Source organism: Polaribacter sp. L3A8, from assembly GCF_009796785.1.
Lineage (GTDB): Bacteria > Bacteroidota > Bacteroidia > Flavobacteriales > Flavobacteriaceae > Polaribacter.
On sequence record NZ_CP047026.1, the window covers coordinates 645,346 to 667,264 of the forward strand.

22 protein-coding genes, 3 tRNA genes and 1 riboswitch are annotated in these 21,919 nt (G+C 29.7%); of the genes, 12 read left to right on the forward strand and 13 right to left on the reverse strand.

The annotated features are described in order from the left end of the window. Positions 1–46: 46 nt before the first annotated feature. From GQR92_RS02270 to GQR92_RS02295, 7 genes are all read right to left on the reverse strand, one after another. Positions 47–418 carry a hypothetical protein gene (locus GQR92_RS02270; protein WP_233269959.1) on the reverse strand — a complete coding sequence of 124 codons (372 nt, stop codon included), beginning with the start codon at positions 416–418 and terminating at the stop codon, positions 47–49. Between the two features lie 55 nt (positions 419–473). Further along, positions 474–1,697, reverse strand: coding sequence for an ABC transporter permease (locus tag GQR92_RS02275; protein ID WP_233269961.1), 1,224 nt, complete (start codon positions 1,695–1,697; stop codon positions 474–476). Continuing rightward, the gene (locus GQR92_RS02280) at positions 1,670–2,299 is read right to left on the reverse strand and encodes an ABC transporter ATP-binding protein (RefSeq protein WP_158837605.1); all 630 of its coding nucleotides are present in this window, start codon (positions 2,297–2,299) and stop codon (positions 1,670–1,672) included. The genes GQR92_RS02275 and GQR92_RS02280 overlap by 28 nt, the downstream gene beginning before the upstream one ends. A gap of 30 nt (positions 2,300–2,329) precedes the next feature. Continuing rightward, positions 2,330–3,529, reverse strand: coding sequence for a GTP-binding protein (locus tag GQR92_RS02285; protein ID WP_158837606.1), 1,200 nt, complete (start codon positions 3,527–3,529; stop codon positions 2,330–2,332). An 18-nt stretch (positions 3,530–3,547) separates the two neighbouring features. Further along, entirely contained in the window at positions 3,548–3,670 is a 123-nt protein-coding gene (locus GQR92_RS18100) for a hypothetical protein (protein WP_302849597.1), read from the reverse strand. An 87-nt stretch (positions 3,671–3,757) separates the two neighbouring features. Then, positions 3,758–4,423, reverse strand: a complete 666-nt coding sequence (gene folE / locus GQR92_RS02290) for a GTP cyclohydrolase I FolE (RefSeq protein WP_158837607.1) — start codon at positions 4,421–4,423, stop codon at positions 3,758–3,760. Next, positions 4,401–4,799, reverse strand: a complete 399-nt coding sequence (locus GQR92_RS02295; RefSeq protein ID WP_158837608.1) for a MerC domain-containing protein — start codon at positions 4,797–4,799, stop codon at positions 4,401–4,403. The genes folE and GQR92_RS02295 overlap by 23 nt, the downstream gene beginning before the upstream one ends. Positions 4,800–4,915: 116 nt before the next feature. On the opposite strand from GQR92_RS02295, the gene GQR92_RS02300 reads away from it, so the two are divergent. Both GQR92_RS02300 and GQR92_RS02305 read left to right on the forward strand, forming a co-directional pair. Next, on the forward strand, positions 4,916–5,296 hold the full coding sequence (locus tag GQR92_RS02300) for a Fur family transcriptional regulator (RefSeq protein WP_158837609.1): 381 nt from the start codon (positions 4,916–4,918) through the stop codon (positions 5,294–5,296). A gap of 154 nt (positions 5,297–5,450) precedes the next feature. Beyond that, a riboswitch (SAM-I-IV-variant riboswitch) is annotated at positions 5,451–5,550 on the forward strand. Positions 5,551–5,599: 49 nt separating this feature from the next. Next, entirely contained in the window at positions 5,600–6,907 is a 1,308-nt protein-coding gene (locus tag GQR92_RS02305) for a Na+/H+ antiporter NhaC family protein (protein ID WP_158837610.1), read from the forward strand. Positions 6,908–7,228: 321 nt separating this feature from the next. Here GQR92_RS02305 and GQR92_RS02310 read toward each other — a convergent pair. The 3 genes from GQR92_RS02310 to GQR92_RS02320 all read right to left on the reverse strand — a co-directional run bounded on the left by GQR92_RS02310 (position 7,229) and on the right by GQR92_RS02320 (position 7,654). After that, positions 7,229–7,310: transfer RNA gene (locus GQR92_RS02310), tRNA-Tyr, on the reverse strand. Positions 7,311–7,442: 132 nt separating this feature from the next. Further along, positions 7,443–7,524 (reverse strand) — tRNA-Tyr (locus tag GQR92_RS02315). Between the two features lie 56 nt (positions 7,525–7,580). Further along, positions 7,581–7,654: transfer RNA gene (locus GQR92_RS02320), tRNA-Thr, on the reverse strand. Between the two features lie 636 nt (positions 7,655–8,290). Between GQR92_RS02320 and GQR92_RS02325 the strand changes: the two genes are divergently transcribed. The 6 genes from GQR92_RS02325 (at position 8,291) to pepT (ending at position 15,678) form a co-directional block, all read left to right on the forward strand. Further along, positions 8,291–10,693: a TonB-dependent receptor domain-containing protein gene (locus tag GQR92_RS02325; RefSeq protein WP_158837611.1), complete on the forward strand. Its 2,403-nt coding sequence runs from the start codon at positions 8,291–8,293 to the stop codon at positions 10,691–10,693. Positions 10,694–10,777: 84 nt separating this feature from the next. Further along, complete coding sequence (locus GQR92_RS02330; RefSeq protein WP_158837612.1) at positions 10,778–11,140, forward strand: hypothetical protein; 363 nt, start codon at positions 10,778–10,780, stop codon at positions 11,138–11,140. Between the two features lie 102 nt (positions 11,141–11,242). Beyond that, the gene (locus GQR92_RS02335) at positions 11,243–11,830 is read left to right on the forward strand and encodes a penicillin-binding protein activator LpoB (protein WP_158837613.1); all 588 of its coding nucleotides are present in this window, start codon (positions 11,243–11,245) and stop codon (positions 11,828–11,830) included. Positions 11,831–11,896: 66 nt separating this feature from the next. Then, the gene (locus tag GQR92_RS02340; protein WP_158837614.1) at positions 11,897–13,306 is read left to right on the forward strand and encodes a COG3014 family protein; all 1,410 of its coding nucleotides are present in this window, start codon (positions 11,897–11,899) and stop codon (positions 13,304–13,306) included. Positions 13,307–13,877: 571 nt separating this feature from the next. Then, positions 13,878–14,435 carry a hypothetical protein gene (locus GQR92_RS02345; RefSeq protein ID WP_158837615.1) on the forward strand — a complete coding sequence of 186 codons (558 nt, stop codon included), beginning with the start codon at positions 13,878–13,880 and terminating at the stop codon, positions 14,433–14,435. A 1-nt stretch (position 14,436) separates the two neighbouring features. Further along, positions 14,437–15,678 (forward strand): peptidase T, encoded by a 1,242-nt coding sequence (gene pepT / locus GQR92_RS02350; protein WP_158837616.1) that lies wholly within the window; start codon positions 14,437–14,439, stop codon positions 15,676–15,678. 150 nt (positions 15,679–15,828) lie between these two features. On the opposite strand, the gene GQR92_RS02355 is transcribed toward pepT, so the two are convergent. Then, positions 15,829–16,368, reverse strand: coding sequence for a 1-acyl-sn-glycerol-3-phosphate acyltransferase (locus tag GQR92_RS02355; protein WP_158837617.1), 540 nt, complete (start codon positions 16,366–16,368; stop codon positions 15,829–15,831). Between the two features lie 269 nt (positions 16,369–16,637). On the opposite strand from GQR92_RS02355, the gene rmuC reads away from it, so the two are divergent. The 3 genes from rmuC (at position 16,638) to GQR92_RS02370 (ending at position 18,584) form a co-directional block, all read left to right on the forward strand. Continuing rightward, positions 16,638–17,984 carry a DNA recombination protein RmuC gene (gene rmuC, locus GQR92_RS02360; protein ID WP_158837618.1) on the forward strand — a complete coding sequence of 449 codons (1,347 nt, stop codon included), beginning with the start codon at positions 16,638–16,640 and terminating at the stop codon, positions 17,982–17,984. Positions 17,985–18,077: 93 nt separating this feature from the next. After that, positions 18,078–18,284 carry a hypothetical protein gene (locus tag GQR92_RS02365; protein ID WP_158837619.1) on the forward strand — a complete coding sequence of 69 codons (207 nt, stop codon included), beginning with the start codon at positions 18,078–18,080 and terminating at the stop codon, positions 18,282–18,284. Positions 18,285–18,398: 114 nt separating this feature from the next. Then, on the forward strand, positions 18,399–18,584 hold the full coding sequence (locus tag GQR92_RS02370) for a CsbD family protein (protein ID WP_158837620.1): 186 nt from the start codon (positions 18,399–18,401) through the stop codon (positions 18,582–18,584). A gap of 102 nt (positions 18,585–18,686) precedes the next feature. Here the strand turns inward: GQR92_RS02370 and glyA are convergent, their stop codons facing one another. Further along, positions 18,687–19,961 (reverse strand): serine hydroxymethyltransferase, encoded by a 1,275-nt coding sequence (glyA, locus tag GQR92_RS02375; RefSeq protein ID WP_158837621.1) that lies wholly within the window; start codon positions 19,959–19,961, stop codon positions 18,687–18,689. Between the two features lie 199 nt (positions 19,962–20,160). Here glyA and fahA point away from each other — a divergent pair, with 199 nt between their 5' ends. Continuing rightward, positions 20,161–21,438, forward strand: a complete 1,278-nt coding sequence (gene fahA / locus GQR92_RS02380) for a fumarylacetoacetase (RefSeq protein ID WP_158837622.1) — start codon at positions 20,161–20,163, stop codon at positions 21,436–21,438. A 154-nt stretch (positions 21,439–21,592) separates the two neighbouring features. Here the strand turns inward: fahA and GQR92_RS02385 are convergent, their stop codons facing one another. After that, on the reverse strand, positions 21,593–21,919 hold the full coding sequence (locus GQR92_RS02385) for a hypothetical protein (RefSeq protein ID WP_158837623.1): 327 nt from the start codon (positions 21,917–21,919) through the stop codon (positions 21,593–21,595).

The window sequence follows — 21,919 nt, forward strand, 5'->3', positions numbered from 1 at the left end:
TAAAACGACTTCTTAAATTATTTATTGGTTTCTAAGTTGCTTGTATTTACTTAAATTTTACACCTTTACACTCTTTTAAAATATAATTAAAATGCTCAACATCATCTTTATTTAGTTTTAAGATGCCTGTTATACTAACAATATCATCTGTTTTAAAGTTTTGTTCATTTATAAACTCAAATTCTATGGCAGATTCTGGACCTCCTTCTCCGCAAAAATAACAAGATGCCATGGGACCTTTAGATAACATAAATACATTTTCTTTGGCTACAACATCTAAAAAATAGCCTGTAATTGTTATTTGTTTTCCTTCTAAAGCTTTTACCGAAGCAGAAAATGTAGGATACATAAAATAATCATCGTATTCAGAAAAATATGTATCTGTAAATGTTACTTTAGATAAGTCTTGCCAAGTCACTTTTTGTTGACAGAAACAGCACGAACAAATAAACAAAAAAAACACATATATCCCTTTACTTCTCATTACTTAATATTATTGATATGTTCATTTTTATGATTGGATATATTGCTAATGAAACCGATACAATTACCATGGTTAAAATTAGAAATCCAGTTTCCAATACATCATTTAAAGACAAGGCTTTAAGTATATTTTGATGATCAATTGATTCCATAAAATAAAATACAGAATACAATACTATTTTCAGCAATAAAAAACCAAGTAAAAATGAAGAAAACACAACGATAAATCCTTCATAAAAAATCATTTTTATCAACTGAAAATTACTAGCTCCATAAGTTCTTAAAATTGCCAAATCAAAAGCACGTTCTTTTACCATTTTATAGAGACTTATAAATATGGTAATACAAGAAATAACAAGAATTAGATAGGCAATTAAAGAAATAGTTTGAAAGCCAATACTGGTATATTCATACAATTTATGCAACTCGTATTTAGGTAAAGCAGCTTGCATATTTGTTTGCTTATTAATACGTCTAGGAAAGGTTAACAATCCTCTAGGGTTTTTAAAATTGATTAATAAGGAGGTTATTTCTTTTTCATGATGATGCTCTAGATGATCGTGTTCTTCTTCCTCATGATGATGCACCTCCCAAACACTTTCTAAATTGGTAAGTATTAAACGATCAATTACCTTTTGTGTGGGTTTTAAAACCCCAACTACCGTAAAACTTTCTTGATGTATTTCGATATTATTTTCTATGAGTCCGTGAGAACTTAATAGCGTATCTCCTATTTTAATGTTTAATTTTAGAGCGACAGCATTTCCTAAAACTACCTGCATAGATTTTTCTACGTTATGCCCTTTTTCTAATTCGGCATTATAAAGAGCGGTAAACGTATTTGTTGTTCCTACAATTCTAAATCCCTTATAATTATCGCCATAAGAAATGGGTACGGCAGATTTAATCATAGGATTTTTACTTAATTTTAGGGCTTCTTTGTATAAAATATTCCCTGTGGGATTATCTAAATGCAATACCGAAGCTAAAACCAACTGTAACGGACTTCCTTTAGCACCAACCACTAAATCTATGTTGCCTAAATTATTTTCTAATTGATTTTTAAAAGACCTTTTTAATTGTTGAATTCCTAAAAGTAAAGCGATACTTAAGGATAATATTAGAACACTTAAAAAAGTGTATAATGGTTTAGACTTTATATTTTGTAAACTAAGACTCCAAAGATTCATAATTCTATTGAATTTTGGAAGCATGATTTTATTCTTTGATCGTGCGTAATTACAATTAAATTGGCATTGGTTTGCTTTACTTGATCTATTAATAAATCAATTACAATTTTACAGTTTTTATCATCTAAACTAGAAGTAGGTTCGTCTGCTAAAATAATTTGTGGATAATGTACCACAGATAAAGCAATACCTAATCGCTGTAACTGACCTTCACTAAGTTGGTTAATTTTACTTTTTTTATGATTAGACAAGCCTAATTCTTCTAATAAGGTTTCAATCTTATTTTTATTGATAGCTGTTTTACTAAATAAAAGACGTGCTTTTAAATTATCAAATACATCTAAAGATTGAATGGCGTGTTTTTTCTGAAAAACAAGTCCTATATTTTTACCTCTAAATGCATCTAATTGGCTACTATTTAGTGTATTTAAAGCTACATTATCTATGTATACACTTCCTTTAACAGGTTTTAATAAACCCGCTAAAAGATGTAAAAGTGTTGTTTTACCAATACCAGACGCTCCTAAAATCAATAAATTTTCTCCTTTTGCTAAGGCGATATTAGGAAAACTGAAAATAGTTGTTCCTTTTTTATATTGATATTTAAGATTTTCTGTTTGTATCATTTTAAATTAAAATCTACCTTATCTAAATTGCTATACCGCTATTGGCCATTGATCATTTTTAGGAAATGATTTATTTTTCCATACTTGTAACTCTTGAGATGTGAGTAAACAATCTTCTAATTCAGCAATCATTCCGTCTTTATCTAAATGTTGTCCAATAAAAACCAATTCTATTTTTCTGTCGCCAAATTGTGCATCCCAACCAGATTCTATTTGCGTTATATTTTCATTAAAAGTAGCATTATCAATTCGTTTAGAAAAAGGCATAGATGCCCACCAAACACCAGCGCTATCTGCTTTACAAGAACCACCTGCAGAACTCCAAAGCAGTGCTTGATCGGATCTTGAAGCCAGCCAAAACAACCCTTTACTTCTAATAATATTTTGAGGAAAACGTTGATTTAAATAGGTTAAAAAACGTTCTGGATGAAATGGTTTTTTACTTCTAAAAACAAAAGAACTTATTCCGTATTCTTCTGTTTCTGGTACGTGTTCGTTTTCTAATTCTTTTAACCATCCTGCAGATGCTTCAGCTTTTTCATAATCAAACAAACCGGTGTTTAAAACACTTTCTAAAACAACCTTAGATTTTTCTGTAACTATAATACTTGCTTCTGGGTTTAGTTTCTGAATAATAGCACGTAATTCTTCTAATTGATCTTCAGAAATCAAATCAATTTTATTAATAAGGATAACATTAGCAAACTCAATTTGATCTGTTAATAGGTTTACAATCGTTCTATCATCTCCTTCTATATTGGTTAATTCTCTTGTAGCCAAATAATCTGCACTAGAAAAATCTTTTAAGAAATTAAAAGCATCTACAACAGTTACCATAGTATCTATATAACTAAAACGACTTAAATCTATCTTGCCATCTTCACTTTCAAAAGTAAAAGTCTGTGCTACAGGAATTGGTTCGCTAATACCTGTACTTTCAATTAATAAATAATCAAATTTGTTTTGTTTAGCTAACTTTTCTACTTCCACCATTAAATCTTCTCTTAATGTACAACAGATACATCCGTTAGACATTTCAACTAGCTTTTCTTCGGTCCTAGAAAGTGTATTTTCATTTTCAATAAATTGAGCGTCAATATTTACTTCACTCATATCATTTACAATAACGGCTACTTTTAGGCCTTTTTTGTTGTGTAATACGTGATTTAATAAGGTAGTTTTTCCAGCACCTAGAAAACCACTTAATACAGTTACAGGTAGTTTTTTCATTTTAAAAAAATATAATTGTTATGCTTCTATTTTGTGTAAATGATTCATTTTTTCTATTAAATCTCCAGTAATAGCAACCACTGCCGGTTTAGGAATAGTATCTTTATCAAAAGGCCATTTACTTGTAGGGTTCTTTTGCATAATATTATCATCATAGTAAAAATATTTACCAAGTATAAAATCAAAAAATAATTTTCAAACTTCAATGCTTTTTTTTAGGTTATCTTTTTATAATTTTTGATCTGTTATTACTTTTAAGAATTCATTTCTAATTGAAGTTTTTGAAAAACAGCCACCGTATTCTAAAGTTGTTGTAAAGCTACTTTGGTCTTTTATACCTCTTGATGAAACACAAAGGTGTTTTGCTGTTACCGAAACAATAACATCTTTAGTACCTAAAACTTGTTGTAAATCATTAAGAATTTGAAGTACCAACCTTTCTTGAACCTGCGGACGACGTGCGTAATAATCTACCAAACGATTAATTTTAGACAAACCAATTACTTTGTCTTTTGGTATGTATGCCACATTAGCATGACCTATTATTGGTAAAAAATGATGTTCGCAAGCAGAATCTATGGTGATATTTTGTTCTATCAGCATTTTCTGATATCCGTACTTGTTTTCAAATGTTGAAAGTTTTGGTTTATTAGCAGGATTCAATCCATAAAACAATTCTTTTACATACATTTTTGCAACACGATATGGAGTTCCAGACAAGCTGTCATCGGTTAAATCTAGCCCCATCTCTTTCATAATCATTTTAAAATGATACTCTATATTCTTAATTTTTTCATCATCAGATGTATCAAATGCATCTGCACGTAAAGGTGTTTTAATGTTTGATGAAAAATGATTATCTCCTACGATTTCAATTTGTTCTTTTTCCTTCATTTATACAGCATTTTGTGTTATTGCATTGGCAATATTTCTTATTATATAAGTGTAAAATTATTAATGCTATTGTTGGTATATATATAAATTTATCATTTAAATAAAACCATTCATTTTTTTCGTTAATTATCACCATCAATAAAGAAAAAAAACTAAACCATAAGGCCGTTTTTATCCAATTTTTAGAAGTTGTTTGTACAGAACGTTGTACAGCAAAAAAAGAGATTATTAAGAATACATAATCTAAAAATCCCCACCAACTGGGCACGCCAATACTTTGTGCTAAAAAAATAAACGGAGTAGCAACACAATGAATAAGACAGAATGTACTTGCTATGGCTCCTATACTATCTGATTTTTGTTTTATAAATATCATAATTTACCTTAATACAACTAAGTTGCAAATATAACATTATTAACAACTAATGCAACTTAGTTGTAGTAAATATGAATTTATTTTTTTTTGCCCTTTAGTTACGTTATATTTGTGTAATGGGAATTTTAAGAAAAACAAAATCTGTTAAAATATTGCTTGATGAGTTTGAAAAAAAAGCAACCGCTATTTCTGTGGTTACTTTAATAGAGCAACTTCATTTACAGATGAATAAAACGACCATATATCGTATTTTAGAAAAACTAGAAGATGATGGTTTATTACATTCATTTTTAGGAAAAAACGGACATAAATGGTATGCAAAATGTAAAGATTGCTCTCATACCGAACATCATGATGTGCATCCACATTTTCAATGTTTAGATTGTGGAAAAGTAGATTGTTTACCAACAGATGTTCTTATTCCTAATATTCCTAATCGTAAAGTTGTTGTATCTCAAGTATTATTGCTAGGAAAGTGTGAAGAATGTTTTAAATAAACTTTTCTTCATTGTCATAGTTCTAATTTTCTAATATTTTAAACCACCTTTTTACCAATTGTACATTTAAGTAATGTTGTCTATTAATTTTTTAAAAAAATTAACGTTTTTTAAGACATAATTATCCTTTTATACACTAATTTCGCGCCCTTAAATTAAGTATCAAGAATCTCAAAAAAAAGGAGATAGCAACCTGCAATAACGAGCAAGGTGCTAAATAGATAAGCCAATTAATTGGAACCAATGTTAACTCATACTTCTACTTATAAGCTGCTATGTCCTTTTTAGAATGAAAAAAGTAACATGGCAAATTCAAAAAAAATTACCCCCAAATTTAGCGCATTAATTCCCTTATTCGTATTTGTATGTACGTTTTTAGGTGTTGGTATTTATCAAAACGATTTTTATGCATTACCTGCTCCTATTGCAGTGATAGCAGGTATTATTGTAGCATTTTTAATGTTTAAACAATCTATAAATTCTAAAATTAAAACGCTGCTAAAAGGTTGTGGAGATGATAAGATTTTAACCATGTGTTTAATCTATTTATTAGCAGGTGCCTTTGCTACCATTACAAAATCTACAGGTAGTGTAGATGCTATTGTAAACCTTGGGTTAGATTATATTAACATACAATATATTTACTTTGGTATTTTTATAATTGCTGGTTTTTTATCAGTTTCTACAGGTACTTCAGTTGGTGCCATTGTTGCTTTAGCACCAATTGTTATCGGTATTGCAGAAAAAAGTAGTGTAGATTTATCTATACTTTGTGGCGCATTATTAGGCGGTAGCATGTTTGGTGATAATCTATCTGTAATTTCTGATACCACCATTGCTGCCACTCAGTCTTTAGGTTGTAAAATGAGTGATAAATTTAAACAAAATATTAAAATTGCTGTTCCCGCTGCGCTATTTACCATTGCAATCTTAATTATTCAAGGTTTAGGATTAAAAGATGTAGCATCTGAAACTGTAACGTATAGCTATTCTGTACTAAAAATAGTACCTTATATATTGGTGATTACCTTATCTATACTTGGTGTTAATGTATTTGTAACCTTATTGTTGGGTGTTCTTTCTGGTGTCTTTTTAGGTTTAATGTATGGAGATTTCACACTTCTTGAATCGACTAAAATAGCCTATACTGGTTTTACAAGTATGACAGAAATTTTCTTATTATCCTTGCTTACAGGTGGATTAGCGGCTTTGGTGAAAAAAAATGGTGGGATTGATTTTATACTTCTTAAAATTAAGACACTTATAAAAAGTAAAAAATCAGCTCAATTTGGCATTGCAACTTTAGTAAGCACCATTAATATGGCCATTGCCAACAATACTGTGTCTATAATAATTGCTGGTCCTATTGCAAAAACGATTAATGATGAGTACAATTTAGACAATAAAAAAACAGCATCCATACTAGATATATTTGCCTGTATTACACAAGGTCTTTTACCTTATGGCGCACAAGTTTTAATGATATTAAGTTTCTCTAACGGAAAAATAGATTACCTAGATTTAGTTTCTAATACATGGTATTTAGCCTTGTTATTTATATACACTTTATTATTTATCAGCTTTAAGCCACTACGATTGGGTACTAATTAAAAACAGTAGCTAAATTATTTAAATACTGTTTTATTTTAAAGAAACTCTTTTAGAAAGTAGTTCCCTATTTAGGCTAATTCTAAATATTGCAATAAGTGTTGTTTTAATATTAAACAGTTGTACTTATAGGTTAAGCATTCGTTTTTTTCTTTTAGTTTAAACGGAGAATTCTGTACATTGGTTTTATAATATTTCTAATAGGCTCTTTAAATAGAGTGCACTAATTATTTTTTAAACATAAAACAAGTGTTACGATGTTTAAGGTTATTCAGTAAAAATAAGAAGGAGTTTAGTTTATTATATCATTAAATAGGTAAATTGTGGGGAGAGCAGGATTCGAACCTGCGAAGACGTAGTCAACGGAGTTACAGTCCGTCCTCGTTGGCCGCTTGAGTATCTCCCCTGTAATTTACTATTTCAATAAACATCAAAATTACTGGCGTAATTTATTATTTTTAAAGCCGTTAGTAGGCTTTATATATTACAAATATTAATTTAGAAGTACTTATAAACAATATCATTAAAGAGTAAATTGTGGGGAGAGCAGGATTCGAACCTGCGAAGACGTAGTCAACGGAGTTACAGTCCGTCCTCGTTGGCCGCTTGAGTATCTCCCCTTTATTTATTATTTTAATGAACTTCTAAATTACGTATGTAATTTGTTGTTTTTTAGAGCCGATGGAGGGACTCGAACCCACGACCTGCTGATTACAAATCAGCTGCTCTAGCCAGCTGAGCTACATCGGCTTTTTGTTGTAAAAACAACCCATTATTTCTAATGGGTTGCGAATATACAAAGTTTTAATAAATGTAATTAAAATATTATATTTTTTTTTCAAGATTACGTTTAAATAAAATATTCTGTACCATTGTATAATTATTTGCAGATACGCTATTCTTGGTAAACTTGTATCTAAATGAAGATGTGTACTAATAAAATTAATACTTGTACAAACGGACTATTTCTTCCTAATTCTAACACAATAATTTTAATAGCTTGCAATGATTTATTTAATCAATTTTTTTAAAACTAAATACAAAATAAAAGCAACGATAAATGAATCAAAAAAAGAGATAGACGTTAATGTAATGATGTTGTAAGTTGCTAAAAAGGCTATTACACAGCTAAAAACCCAACTTATAATTGCTGATAAATTATAATTTGGTAAATCATATTTTTGTTTTCTAATAAAAAAGCAATCTGCAATAAAAATAGCAGAAATTGGTGGAATTAAAATACTTAATATATTTAATATTTTTATAAAGTAACTTGTAATTTCTATTAGAGCAATAAAGGTTCCTATAACGCTAGAAATAATATATAATATCTGTGCTTGTGTTTAAAAGTATAAAATTTTATAATTATTATTGCATAAAAAATAGATGATTAAAAAAAATCTTTTATTTCTTGCAATTAGCTTCTTTTCTACAGGGATATTTTCGCAAATTAATGTTACCATATCTGGTATAGTCATCGAAAAAGAAACACAACAAAACATTCCGTACGCTAGTGTACTTATAAAAAAAGAAAAAGACAACGCTTTTATATCAGGAACTGCAACCAATGATACAGGTCGTTTTACACTTGAACAAATTAAACCAGGTACCTACATTTTAGAAGTTTCTATTATGGGGTTTAAACCCCAAACACAAACTATTTATGTAGGTAGTCTTTCTAAGTTTTTAGATATAAAAACCATCGAACTTACTGAAAATAGTATTTCTCTTGATGAAATTGTGGTAACATCTGCAGAAAATGAAATCAGTAGTAAAATGGATAAAAAAACCTATTCATTAAAAGATAATATTAGTCAGAATGGAGGCTCTGTTTTACAAGCAATGCAAAATTTACCGAGTGTTACGCTACAAGAAGGAAAAGTACAATTAAGAGGAAATGATAAAGTTACGGTACTAATTGATGGTAAACAAACAGCCTTAACTGGTTTTGGAAATCAAAGTGGGTTAGATAATATTCCGGCTTCTGCTATTGATAAAATTGAGATTATTAACAATCCTTCTGCAAAATATGATGCCAATGGAAATGCAGGAATCATCAATATTATTTTCAAGAAAAATAAAGTACAAGGTTTTAATGGTAAAGTTGGTTTTACAGGAGGTTTAGGCTCTTTATGGGAGCGTAAAGCAAATTTACCAGACATTAGACCACAGTACACTTTTACACCAAAAATTAATCCGTCTTTGTCTCTTAATTATAGAAAAAATAAGGTGAATCTATTTTTTCAAGGCGATTATTTGTACACAGAAACGTTGAATAAAAACGAATTTGTAAATCGTGTTTACGATGACGGAACCATTATTAACAGACAGACCAAAAGAAATAGAGATACCAAGTTTACAACACTAAAGTCTGGTTTAGATTGGAATATAAACGACCAAAATACCTTAACTGTTTCTGGTTTATTTGGAAGCGAAATTATTATTGATAATGGTGATGAACCTTTTGTTGATCAAAACAATGAACGCTTGTATTTATGGAGATTTTTAGAAGATGAAGTTAAAACAACCGTTATGGCAACTGCCAGTTATCAGCACAAATTTGAAGAAGCAGGCCGTTTATTAAACATCGGTTTTAATTATACGTTTCACAGAGAGGATGAAAAGTATTTTTTTGAAAACATACGCCCTACTTTTACTGGTTTAGATTCTTTTGTATTGCTTTCTGATGAGCAAGTTTATGATTTTAATATTGATTATATAAAACCGCTAAAACATGGTAAGTTCGAAACAGGAATCAAACTAAGAAAAAGAAACATACCTATTAATATGGTTTTTTTTCAAGGACAAAACTCACCAATTGATGCAGGTGCTGGTGGTTGGGCAGAATACAAAGAAATCATTCCTGCGGTGTATGGAAATTATAGTTTTGAAAACGAAAAATACGAAGCAGAAATTGGCTTACGTTTAGAATATGTCGATTTAAATTATCTTGTAAATCCAGATCACAACACATACTCTAGCGACGGATACAATTATACAGAACCTTTCCCAAATATGCGATTTGCCTATAAAATGAATGAAAACAATAAGGTTTCCTTATTTTACAATCGTCGTGTAGATAGACCTAATGAAGTTGACATCCGTATTTTTCCAAAGTATGATGATGCAGAATTAATAAAAGTAGGAAATCCAGATTTGCGTCCACAATTTACCAATCTTATTGAGTTTGGCTATAAAACCAATTGGAAAAATGGGAGTTTATACGCAGCATTATACCATCGCTTTGCTGATGGAACTATTACCAGAATTTCTTCTACAGATGGCACAAGTAATATATTTTATGCCATTTTTCAAAATGCAGGAAAAAGTTTTAACTCAGGCTTAGAAATGGTTTACGAACAAGATCTTACAGATTGGTACTCTATGAATATTAATGGAAACCTTTATCAAAATCAAATTAATGCTTTTTCAGTTGAAAATTTATACCCACAACCCAATACCTTTTTTGCAGCCCAACAAGCCATTACTTCTGGGAGTTTAAAAATAAATAACACCATGCAACTTTCTAATAAAGTAAATGCACAATTGAGTGCAGTATATTTAGCCGCTGATATTATTCCGCAAGGAAAAATAAAGTCTCGGTTTTCTTTAGATTTTGGTATTAAAAAGAACATACAAAAAGGAAAGGGAGAAATCTTCTTAAACGCAACCGACCTTTTAAATACTATGGTAGTAAAAACAGAAATTACCGGAGATGTTTTTAGTTATACAAGTGCTAATTATTCAGAATCGCAAGTAATACGATTGGGGTATAGCTATAAGTTTTAGAATATTAATTGCCTTAAAAAAACCATATCCTTTTGTAAGTATTGGCACAGTATTTGGACTATTATCAATATAAAAACAGATACAATGAAAACCAAAATTTTAACAGTCATCCTTATTACATTTGTTGGTTTTATAGGAATGGCGCAACAATCGGTAGCGTTGTTAGCGGACCAAAACCCTAACTATCAAACTAGTTTACATAAATATACTGCGGCAAACGAGGTAAATTCTAAAACCTTATTACAAAGTACTACGGTACAAGAAACCTATACAGCCATAGATCCTATGGAAACAAAAAGACAACGTAAAGAACTTAGAAAGTATTTTAGATCTCAACGTCCGTTATGGAGGCATCAAGAACGTTTAGAACGCGCCAAAAACCCTGCAACTTATTACAGCAGTGGTTATAATGGTTTCCGTAACAACTACAGATACAATCGATTTTAAAACGGTTATTTAAACAGCAATTCTTTATTGAATTTAGGGGTGTTAGGGTATTTGATTTTTGATTAACTTTACATACTAGAAAAAAATATATTATATAAAAAGATGAGAAAACAATTTGTTATTATAGGTTTAATTATAAGTGCATTAACCTTAGGTTCTTGTGCTAGAAAAGTAATTCGTGTAGATACTGATACGCAAATAGATGTAAGCGGTAGATGGAATGATACCGATTCTAGATTGGCTGCGGAAGAGTTAACCGCAGAAATATTAAATGGAGATTGGCTTACCAATTTTATGCAAGCAAACGGCGGTAAAAAACCTGTTTTAATTGTTGGTTTGGTTAGAAACAAATCTCACGAGCATATAGAAGCTGAAACATTTACAAAGGATATAGAAAAAGCGTTTATAAAAAGACAAGTAGCCAGAATAGTTTCTGGTGGCGAAATGAGAGAAGAATTAAGAGGTGAACGTGCAGATCAACAAGACAATTCGTCTCTTTCTACCATGAAAAAATTTGGTTTAGAAACAGGAGCAGATTATATGCTACAAGGTAATATCAACTCTATAGTAGATGCGCATAAAAGACAAAAAGTCACCTATTATCAAATAGACTTAGAGCTTACAAATATTCAAACAAACGAAAAAGTTTGGATTGGTGATAAGAAAATTAAGAAGTTTATTAAAAACTAAGACTGTTTAAATGGTTTTCCTTTTTTTAGGAAAACCATTTTTTATACAATAGCTGTTCCTTTTTACATGAAAAAAGCATCTCTAAAAATTGCATATTGCACCTTTTTCTTTATCGTTTTCTTATTTTTTAGTAGTTGCGCTTCTTATAATACGAAGAGTCAAAAATTTCAGGCAGCACTACAACAAGGCAATATAGAACAAGCGTTAAATGATATTGATAAAAACTCTTTCTTAAAAAAGAATAGAAATTCGCTGCTATACTTTTTAGAAAAAGGAAAAATTGCTTACTTAAATGATAATTATGAATTAAGTAATACCTTTTTAAATAAAGCCGATTTTTTTATAGAAGAAAACAAAAGAGCTTTAGGTAGTGCTGTTTTAGGTGTCCTTTTAAATCCTGAAAAAGAAACGTATACAGGAGAAGATTTCGAGAAAATTGCAATTCACTATTACAAGGCTTTAAATTATATTTTTCTACAAAAACCAGATGATGCTCTGGTAGAAGCAAAAAGAATTAACCTTCAGTTACAACAGCTTAATGACAAATATCCTGAAGGGAAAAAAAACAGATATAGTTCGGATGCTTTTGCGTTAAACTTACAAGGTTTTTTATACGAGGCTTCTAGTGATGTAAATAATGCCTTTATTTCGTATCGAAATGCGGCAGATTTATATTTGGCTAATAAAGGTTCTTTTATGGGAACTCCCCTACCCGAACAGCTTAAAAATGATGTGTTACGTACCGCATCTTCATTGGGTTTTACCAACGAATTGCATCGATATGAAAAAATATTTAACACCACTTATAATGTAAATAAAGTGCCTACAGAAGGAGAATTAATTCTTTTTTGGGAAAACGGCTTAGTGCCATTTAAAGAACAAAATTTCTTTAGTTTTACGGTTTTGCCAGGTAAAACAGATGGTATTGTTTACATTTATAACAAAGAGTTAAATTTAACATTACCGATTCCGATTAGTACCGATTATAATAGAAAACAGTCGTTTTCTGATATCAATATTTTTAATGTTGCTTTTCCTAAATACATTGCAAGAACTCCTTATTTTTCTGGAGCAACTATTGTAAAAGATGCTACTCAACTTGCAGACTTTCAATTGGCTCAAAATTACGAAGATATCGCTTTTAAAACACTAAAAGATAGAACCTTAAGAGAAATTGGTAAAACAGCTATTCGATTAGGAACTAAAAAATTATCAGAATCACTTTTAAGAGATCAAAATAAAGATTTAGGTGCTGTATTAGGAATTTTTAATGCCTTGTCTGAACATGCAGATACACGTAATTGGCAAAGTTTACCCAATGCTATTTATTATACTCGAATTCCATTAAAAAAAGGAGATAACACTATTTCTATTCTTTTGAAAGCTACTGATGGAACTATTAAAGAAGAGAAAGTGACTGTTGAAGGAAGAAAAGGAATTCAATTTAGAAAGATAATAACACTTCAATCTTTTTAGTTTAAGTAAACCTATTTTACATTATGACCTTTATTAACTCTAAAATCTCAATTCGAGTGATTTTTTTAGGTACGAAAAATTGTATCGAGAACAATTTAATAACTTAAAACTCCTATTCTCTGTACAAAATTTACGCATTGTAATTGTAAAATTCACTCGAGTTCTCAGAGTTTCATCAAAATGAACAACAGGTACAAGAATGTCTTTAGTATCCATAAAAAAAGCCAACATCAAAATAAACTTTTAAGCTATATCAAACTTATTTACCTTAAAATCTAAAGTGATAAAGAATTATAAAAACGTTATTTCTTCAAAAAAAACACATAAAAAACTGATTTTATTAGTATTGTAAAAAGAGAAGAAAAAAAGAACAAGTATTTAAGCTTTAACATCTATTTTTTACAATATTATTTTTAACTTGCAGTAAGAATTTAAAGTTTATAAAATTAACTTTTAATTAAATTTAGTAGCATTTCTAAAAATACTGAACAGAAAAATATGGTTACAATTCCATTTAAGATCAACAATTTTGAGGTATTCAGCTCTATTAAAATAAGATTTAAATAATTTTATGAAGAACTTTTTAGTCATTTTAATAACTGTACTCCTATTTTATTCTTGTTCTCAGCAATCTAAAATCAGTAAGAATTTTAATTGCAAACCAACTAGCTACCAAAATTTAGAAGAAGTAAAAGATGTTAAAAATTTGTTTTCTATAGAAATACCAGAAACTTGGAAAACAAATTTATATTATGATACAGTACAATCTTCTATTTACACCGCAGATACCACCAAACAATTAACAGAATCTTTACTTTTAGATGTTACCTATATCCATAAAAATATTAATTTTGATACCTCTTTTAAATTAAAGCAAGAGCAAGAAAATTTATCAAAACGTCTTATTAAAGTAAAATCTGAAGAGACTTCTTTCTTAGAAAAACCTTCTTATTACACCATTTCTAAAGGAGAAAAGGGCGCATTTAACTATCAAGTTTGCCTTTTATTTATCAAACTAAACGAACAAAGTTTTATACTTGCAAAAGCAGAAGTTTACGGAGATTCATTAGTAAATACAAGATTGTGCAACGCATTTGCACTTATAGAAAAAATTAAAATAATTCAATAAAATGATTGAAAAACAACATATCACAGATAGATTTATAAAATACGTTACCATAGATACAGAATCAGATCCTAACAATCCTGCTTTTCCAAGTACCGAAAAACAATGGGATTTAGCACATGTTTTAGTAGAAGAACTGAAACAAATTGGTATGAAAGATGTAGATTTAGATGACAATTGCTACATTATGGCAACTTTGCCTAGTAATTTAGATTACGAAGTACCAACCATTGGTTTTGTTGCACATATAGATACAAGTCCAGATTTTACAGGTAAAAATGTAAAACCTCAAATTGTAGAAAATTATCAAGGAAATGTAATTGTTTTAAATGAAGAAAAAAACATCGTTTTATCTCCAGATTACTTTGATGATTTATTGCAATACAAAGGGCAAACCTTAATTACTACAGATGGTACTACCCTTTTAGGGGCCGATGACAAAGCAGGTATTACAGAAATTGTAACTGCAATGGAATACCTAATTCAGCATCCAGAAATTAAACACGGTAAAATTAGAATTTGCTTTACTCCTGATGAAGAAGTTGGTAAAGGGGCTCATTTATTTGATGTTGCTAAATTTGGTGCAGAATGGGCTTATACTATGGATGGAAGTCAGATTGGTGAGTTAGAATATGAAAACTTTAATGCTGCAGGAGCAAAAGTGACGATTACAGGAAAAATTGTACATCCAGGTTATGCAAAAGGAAAAATGATCAATTCTATTTTAATTGCAAATGAATATATGGCTGCACTTCCTGCAAATGAAGTTCCTGAAAAAACAGCTGGTTATGAAGGTTTCTTTCATTTACATGATATTAACGGTAATGTAGAAGAAACTGTTTTAGAGTACATTGTTAGAGATCATGATTTAGATTTATTTGAAAAGAGAAAAGATCTAATGCATAAAATTGCCTTAGATTTTAATGAAAAATACAATCAAGAACTTATTAAAGTAACCATTAAAGACCAATACTTTAATATGAAAGAGAAAATAACTCCGGTAATGCATATTGTAGATATTGCAGAAGAAGTTATGAAAGATTTAGAAATTACACCTTTAATTAAAGCAATAAGAGGTGGTACAGATGGTTCTCAATTATCTTATAAAGGTTTGCCTTGTCCTAATATTTTTGCTGGTGGACATAATTTTCATGGTAGATATGAATATGTACCTGTAGAATCTATGATAAAGGCAACAGAAGTAATTATTGGAATTGCAGAAAAAGTCTCTAAAAAGTTTGCATAAAAAAAGAGTCTTCAGTAAACTGAAGACCCATCATATCATAGCATGATACTATAAGTGTAAACTCATAACTGATAAAGCCCCTAATCTCGATCAGAAAAATATTGCTTACAGGAACAAAATTAAGCTTTTTTATTATGTAATCCTAATGGTTTAAAACAATTCGGGATTTTTTCCTTTGACTCCATCATAAAAAGAGTGAAATACCTCAAAATCAGTCTCTTTGCTTTCTGTGGTATAATAAGGCTTAGAGATTTTTATTTTTTTATTTTTAAAATCTAAGGTTGCCATTACTACGGGAACCTTAGCTCCTTTTGCGATGTAGTAAAAACCTGTTTTCCATTTATCAACTTTTTGCCTGGTTCCTTCGGGAGAAATACCCAATCTAAACTCTTCTTTTTCATTAAAAATAGCAATAACAGCATCTACCATATTATTACTTTTTGTTCTATCTACTGGCGTGCCTCCTAAAACTTTAAAAAAAAAACCAAAAATACCTTTAAAAAGAGAAGCTTTTCCTATAAAATGAATCATTGTTCCAGAAGCCATTCTAGACAATATGGCAATAGGAAAATCTACCCAACTAGTATGAGGTGCAGCTATAACTACATATTTTTTAGGTTCTTTAGGGAAATCGTTTTCTAATTTCCAACCTAAAAGGGTAAATAATATAAATCTTGCAATTGTTTTCATTTCGTTTTGATCATCAAATGACGAAATTAAGCATTAATTATCTTTCTTATCTGAATTATGAGGAACTTTAGTTTAGAACAGTTCTTTATTCAATAAAAAATGAAACAGAAGAATAAACTTATTTTACCTTAAAACTTTTACAAAATGACCTTCCGACGACTTAAATGCACCTGAAATAAAACGGCAATTAAGAAATATGAGTTTTCAAATGTTGACAAAGATTAATCCGTTACAATATTTATTACATTTACATTATTAAAATTTATAGGATGAACGAATTGATTATTTACGTTTTAATTACACTAACTTTTAGTGTAATCGGTTTCTTTATTGGTAAACTTTTAGCCAAATTAAATTTCGAAAAACAAAAAGGAAATACCGAAAAAGAAAAATCTGCTTTAGAATTTGAGGTTTTAAAAACGAAAGAATCAGTTAAAAATGCCGAAACTAAAATAGAAGATTTACAAAGCGAATTACGATTTATTCAAAAAGAAAAAGAAAATCTAATTTCTGATAAAACGCGTTTAGAAACCGAGTTTAAAAACGTTACAGAAAAGTTAGAAAACAATAAAAATGAAGTCGAAAAATTACAAGAGAAATTCACCAATAATTTTGAGGTTTTAGCGAATAAAATATTAGAAGAAAAATCAACAAAATTTACCCAACAAAACAAAGAAAGTTTAAAAATAATTTTAAATCCGTTACAAGAAAAAATTAAAGTTTTTGAAGATAAGGTAGATAAAACACACAAAGAAAGTATCGATTATCATGCCGCTTTACGTCAGCAAATTTTAGGTTTAAAAGAGATGAATTTACAAATGAGTAAAGAAACCATTAACCTAACAAAAGCCTTAAAAGGTGACAATAAAACACAAGGAAATTGGGGTGAATTAGTATTAGAGAGAGTTTTAGAAAAGTCTGGGCTAGAGAAAGATAGGGAGTATTATGTGCAGAAAAGCTTTACTAATGATGACGGTAAGAGAATACTACCAGATGTTGTCATTCATTTGCCAGATAACAAGAAAATGATTGTAGATTCTAAAGTTTCTTTAACTGCTTATGAGCAATTTGTAAATGAGGAAGATGAAGTCTTAAAAGCACAATTTTTAAAAGAACATGTGGCATCACTTAGAAGACATGTAGAGCAATTAAGTGCTAAAAAATATGAAGATATTTATAAAATTGAATCGCCAGATTTTGTCTTACTTTTTATCCCCATAGAACCCGCTTTTGCAGTGGCAATTAATACAGATAACAATTTATATAATAAAGCATTTGAAAAGAATATTGTTATTGTAACCCCTTCTACCCTTTTGGCAACTTTAAGAACCATAGATTCTATGTGGAATAATGAAAAGCAGCAAAGAAATGCTTTAGAAATAGCAAGACAAGCAGGTGCTTTGTATGACAAATTTAATGGTTTACTGAGTGATTTAGTTGGTATTGGTAAACGTATTGATGATAGTAAAAATGAGTACTCTAACGCTATGAATAAGCTTTTTGAAGGAAGAGGAAACTTAATTACTTCTGTAGAAAAGTTAAAGAAAATGGGTGCAAAAGCTAAAAAAACAATTCCAGAGAATATTATTAAACGTGCCAATGAAGTTGATGAATAGCTAATGAGTTACTATTTTGCTGATTGTAGTTAACCTAAAGCTTTCTTATTTTTTAATTTTGAGGTAATTATTAACCTATATAAAATAAAAAATATGTCTGATATAAAACATGAAAGAGGTTTACACCCTTTAAAAGGAACCGTAAAAACGGATGAAAAAGATTCGGATAACAAGAAAGAAAGTATCCTTGCAAAAATTAATAAGACTAAAGATAAGGATGAATTAAAAAAACAGATTCAGAGTGCGACTGATGATGCTGATGAAATTTCAGGAAAAATTGAAAGTTCAGAAAAAAAATAGCTTTTACTTAATGAGTTAAAATATTAATTGATACGATTAATATCTATGTATAAATCTCTTTAAATTTATACTATTATTAACCAGTACTATTGTAAGTACATAAATAAAATAAATATGAACTCAGATACAGCAAAAGGAAATTGGAAACAAATAAAAGGAGAATTTAAAGAAAAATTTGGTCGTATTACCAATGATAAAACTACAGAAGCAGAAGGTTCTTTTGATAAGCTAGTAGGAGAAATTCAAGAAAAATATGGTGAAACTCGCGAAGCCATAGAAAAAGAAGTAAAAAGTTGGTAAACAACTTTTGCTATAAATTAAAAAAAGCATCAAGTTAATTCTTGATGCTTTTATATATTATATTTATTTGTAAGAGTAAATACTTAAAAACCACTGTGTGTTTTACATTACAAATAATCTTCTTGCACTCATCATATGAGCAACACGCTCACCAATTTTGTGTAAAGCTTCTTCATTATCAGCATTTTGTATTGCTTCATCAATAAAGTTAACAACCGCTTTCATATCCTCTTCTTCTAAACCACGCGTAGTAATTGCAGCAGTTCCAATACGGATTCCTGAAGTTACAAACGGGCTTTTATCATCAAAAGGAACCATATTTTTGTTTACTGTAATATCTGCTTTACCTAATGCAATTTCTGCATCTTTACCAGAAATATCTTTGTTACGTAAATCAATTAACATACAGTGGTTGTCTGTTCCGCCAGAGATAATGTTATATCCTTTAGCAACAAATTCTTTTGCCATTTCTGCAGCATTTGCTTTTACTTGTAATTGATATTCTAAAAATTCATCTGTTAAAGCTTCTCCAAAAGCAACAGCTTTAGCAGCAATAACGTGCTCTAATGGTCCTCCTTGATTTCCAGGAAATACAGAAGAATTAATTAAAGTAGACATCTTTTTAGGCTTTCCGTTCTTTAACGTTTCTCCAAAAGGATTGTCAAAATCAGTACCAATCATAATCATACCACCTCTTGGTCCACGTAATGTTTTGTGAGTTGTAGTAGTTACAATATGACAATGAGGTATTGGGTCATTTAAAATTCCTTTGGCAATTAAACCTGCAGGATGAGAAATATCTGCCATTAAAATAGCACCAACACTATCTGCAACTTCTCTAAATTTCTTAAAATCGATATCTCTAGAATACGCAGAAGCACCAGCAATAATTAATTTTGGTTTATGCTCTTTAGCTTGTTGCGCTAAATGATCGTAATCTATAATTCCGGTTTCTCTAACAACTCCATAAAAAACTGGGTTGTATAATTTACCAGAAAAATTTACTGGAGAACCATGTGTTAAATGTCCTCCGTGAGATAAATCAAATCCTAAAACAGTATCTCCAGGTTTTAAACAAGCCGCATAAACAGCTGTGTTTGCCTGAGAACCAGAGTGAGGTTGTACATTTACATATTCTGCACCAAATAATTCTTTAGCTCTGTCTATAGCAATTTGCTCAATAACATCAACTACTTCACATCCTCCATAATATCTTTTACCAGGATATCCTTCAGCATATTTATTGGTTAAAATAGAACCTTGGGCTCTCATAACATCATCACTTACAAAGTTTTCTGAAGCGATTAATTCTAATCCATTTAACTGTCTTTCTTTTTCTTCCTGAATAAGGTCAAAAATTTGGTTGTCTACTTGCATTGTTGTTGTTGTTTTTAAAGAAGCAGTAAAAATAATAAAATCAAGTTTGTAAAAACATCTTTTAACTATATTTTATCATTTTTTGTTATTATTATATATTTAAGAGTAAAGTACTGTTAAAAATACATTTTTCATTGTTTTTTTATTTTGAAATGAAAAAAAATTATGTAGGTTTGATAAAAAATAAATCTCATTTAAAATGATCATAACAGCAAATAATCCTAATAGAAAATCTTGGTTAAAAGCAAGTAAAGATTCAGATTTCCCAATTCAAAATATTCCTTTTGGTGTTTTCATCACTAGAGATGATATTATTACCATTGGAAGTAGAATTGGCGATTTTGCGATAGACTTGGGTGCTTTTCATCAATTAGGTTATTTTGATGGAATTCCATTAACAGATGATATTTTTCTACAAGATAATTTAAATGATTTTATTGCTGATGGTCGTAAAACATGGCGTTTGGTTAGAAATAGGATTGCAGAAGTTTTTGATGTTACCAATGGTATTTTAAGAGATAATGCAAACCATAAAGATAAAATTATCTTTAGAATGGATGAAGTAGAAATGTTGTTACCTGTTGCTGTAGGTGATTATACAGATTTCTATGCAAGTAAAGAACACGCTACCAATGTTGGCTCTTTATTTAGAGACCCAGAAAATGCTTTGCTACCAAATTGGCTGCATGTACCTATTGGGTATCATGGTAGAAGTTCTTCTATCATTCCTTCTGGAACAAAGTTTAGAAGACCTTACGGACAAACAAAACCAGAAGAAGGAAGTAATACTCCGGGATTTGGACCAACAAAATTATTAGATTTTGAGCTAGAAATGGCATTTATTACTACAGATGCTAATGTTTTAGGTGATAGAATTCCTATTGAAGAAACAGAAGAGTATATTTTTGGTTTGGTGCAATTTAATGATTGGTCTGCAAGAGATATACAAGCTTGGGAATACGTGCCATTAGGCCCGTTTTTAGGGAAAAGTTTTGCATCAACAATTTCTCCTTGGATTGTAACTTTAGATGCCTTAGAGCCTTTTAGAGTAGACAATCCAAAACAAGTTTATGAGCCTCTTCCATACTTAAAACAAGAAGGAAAAGGAAGTTATGATATTCACTTGCAAGTGGGCATTAAACCAGAGAATGGTGTAGAAACAATTGTTGCCAATTCTAATTTTAAATATATGTATTGGACCATGGCGCAACAACTTGCACATCATACTGTTAATGGTTGTCCGGTAGAAGCTGGAGATATGATGGGTTCTGGTACCATTTCTGGCCCAACAAAAGATAGTTATGGTTCTATGTTAGAATTAACTTGGAGAGGACAAAACCCTATCAAATTAAAAGATGGTACAGAACGTAAATTTATAAATGATAATGATACCGTAATTATGCGTGCTCATTGTAAAAACGACAAAGTACGTATTGGTTTTGGCGAATGTGTAGGAACAATTTTACCCGCCAAATAACTAAATAGCAACTTACTAAAAACACTAAATTTTATACATATAGAATTTTAAAAACCTTACTCTTTGTGAGGTTTTTTTTTGCTTTTTATGGAAAATAATAATTTTCTTTAAAACTACAATGATTAGAAAACCTAAGTTTATTTATATTCTAAAACTATTCTATTATTTTTTTCAATAAGAGAAAAACATTTCGTTCTAAAACATCTACAGAACCATCTGCAAAAAAGACATTTTTAATATCTTTTAATAGTTGTTCTTTTTCTACATTGGTGTATTTATTTTCAGCTAAGTAAGTTTTAATTTTTTCCATAGCTTGATAATCATTATCGTGTACAATTTCTGTATGTATGCTATTAAATAAATCTTCTTTCACTTTCGATAAAATATAAGTGCTTTCAGACTCCGTTTCTATATAATTACTTTGTGCTGCGTACAATAATACGTAGGTCTGAAATTCTTCTTTAGTCCAATTGATGTACAT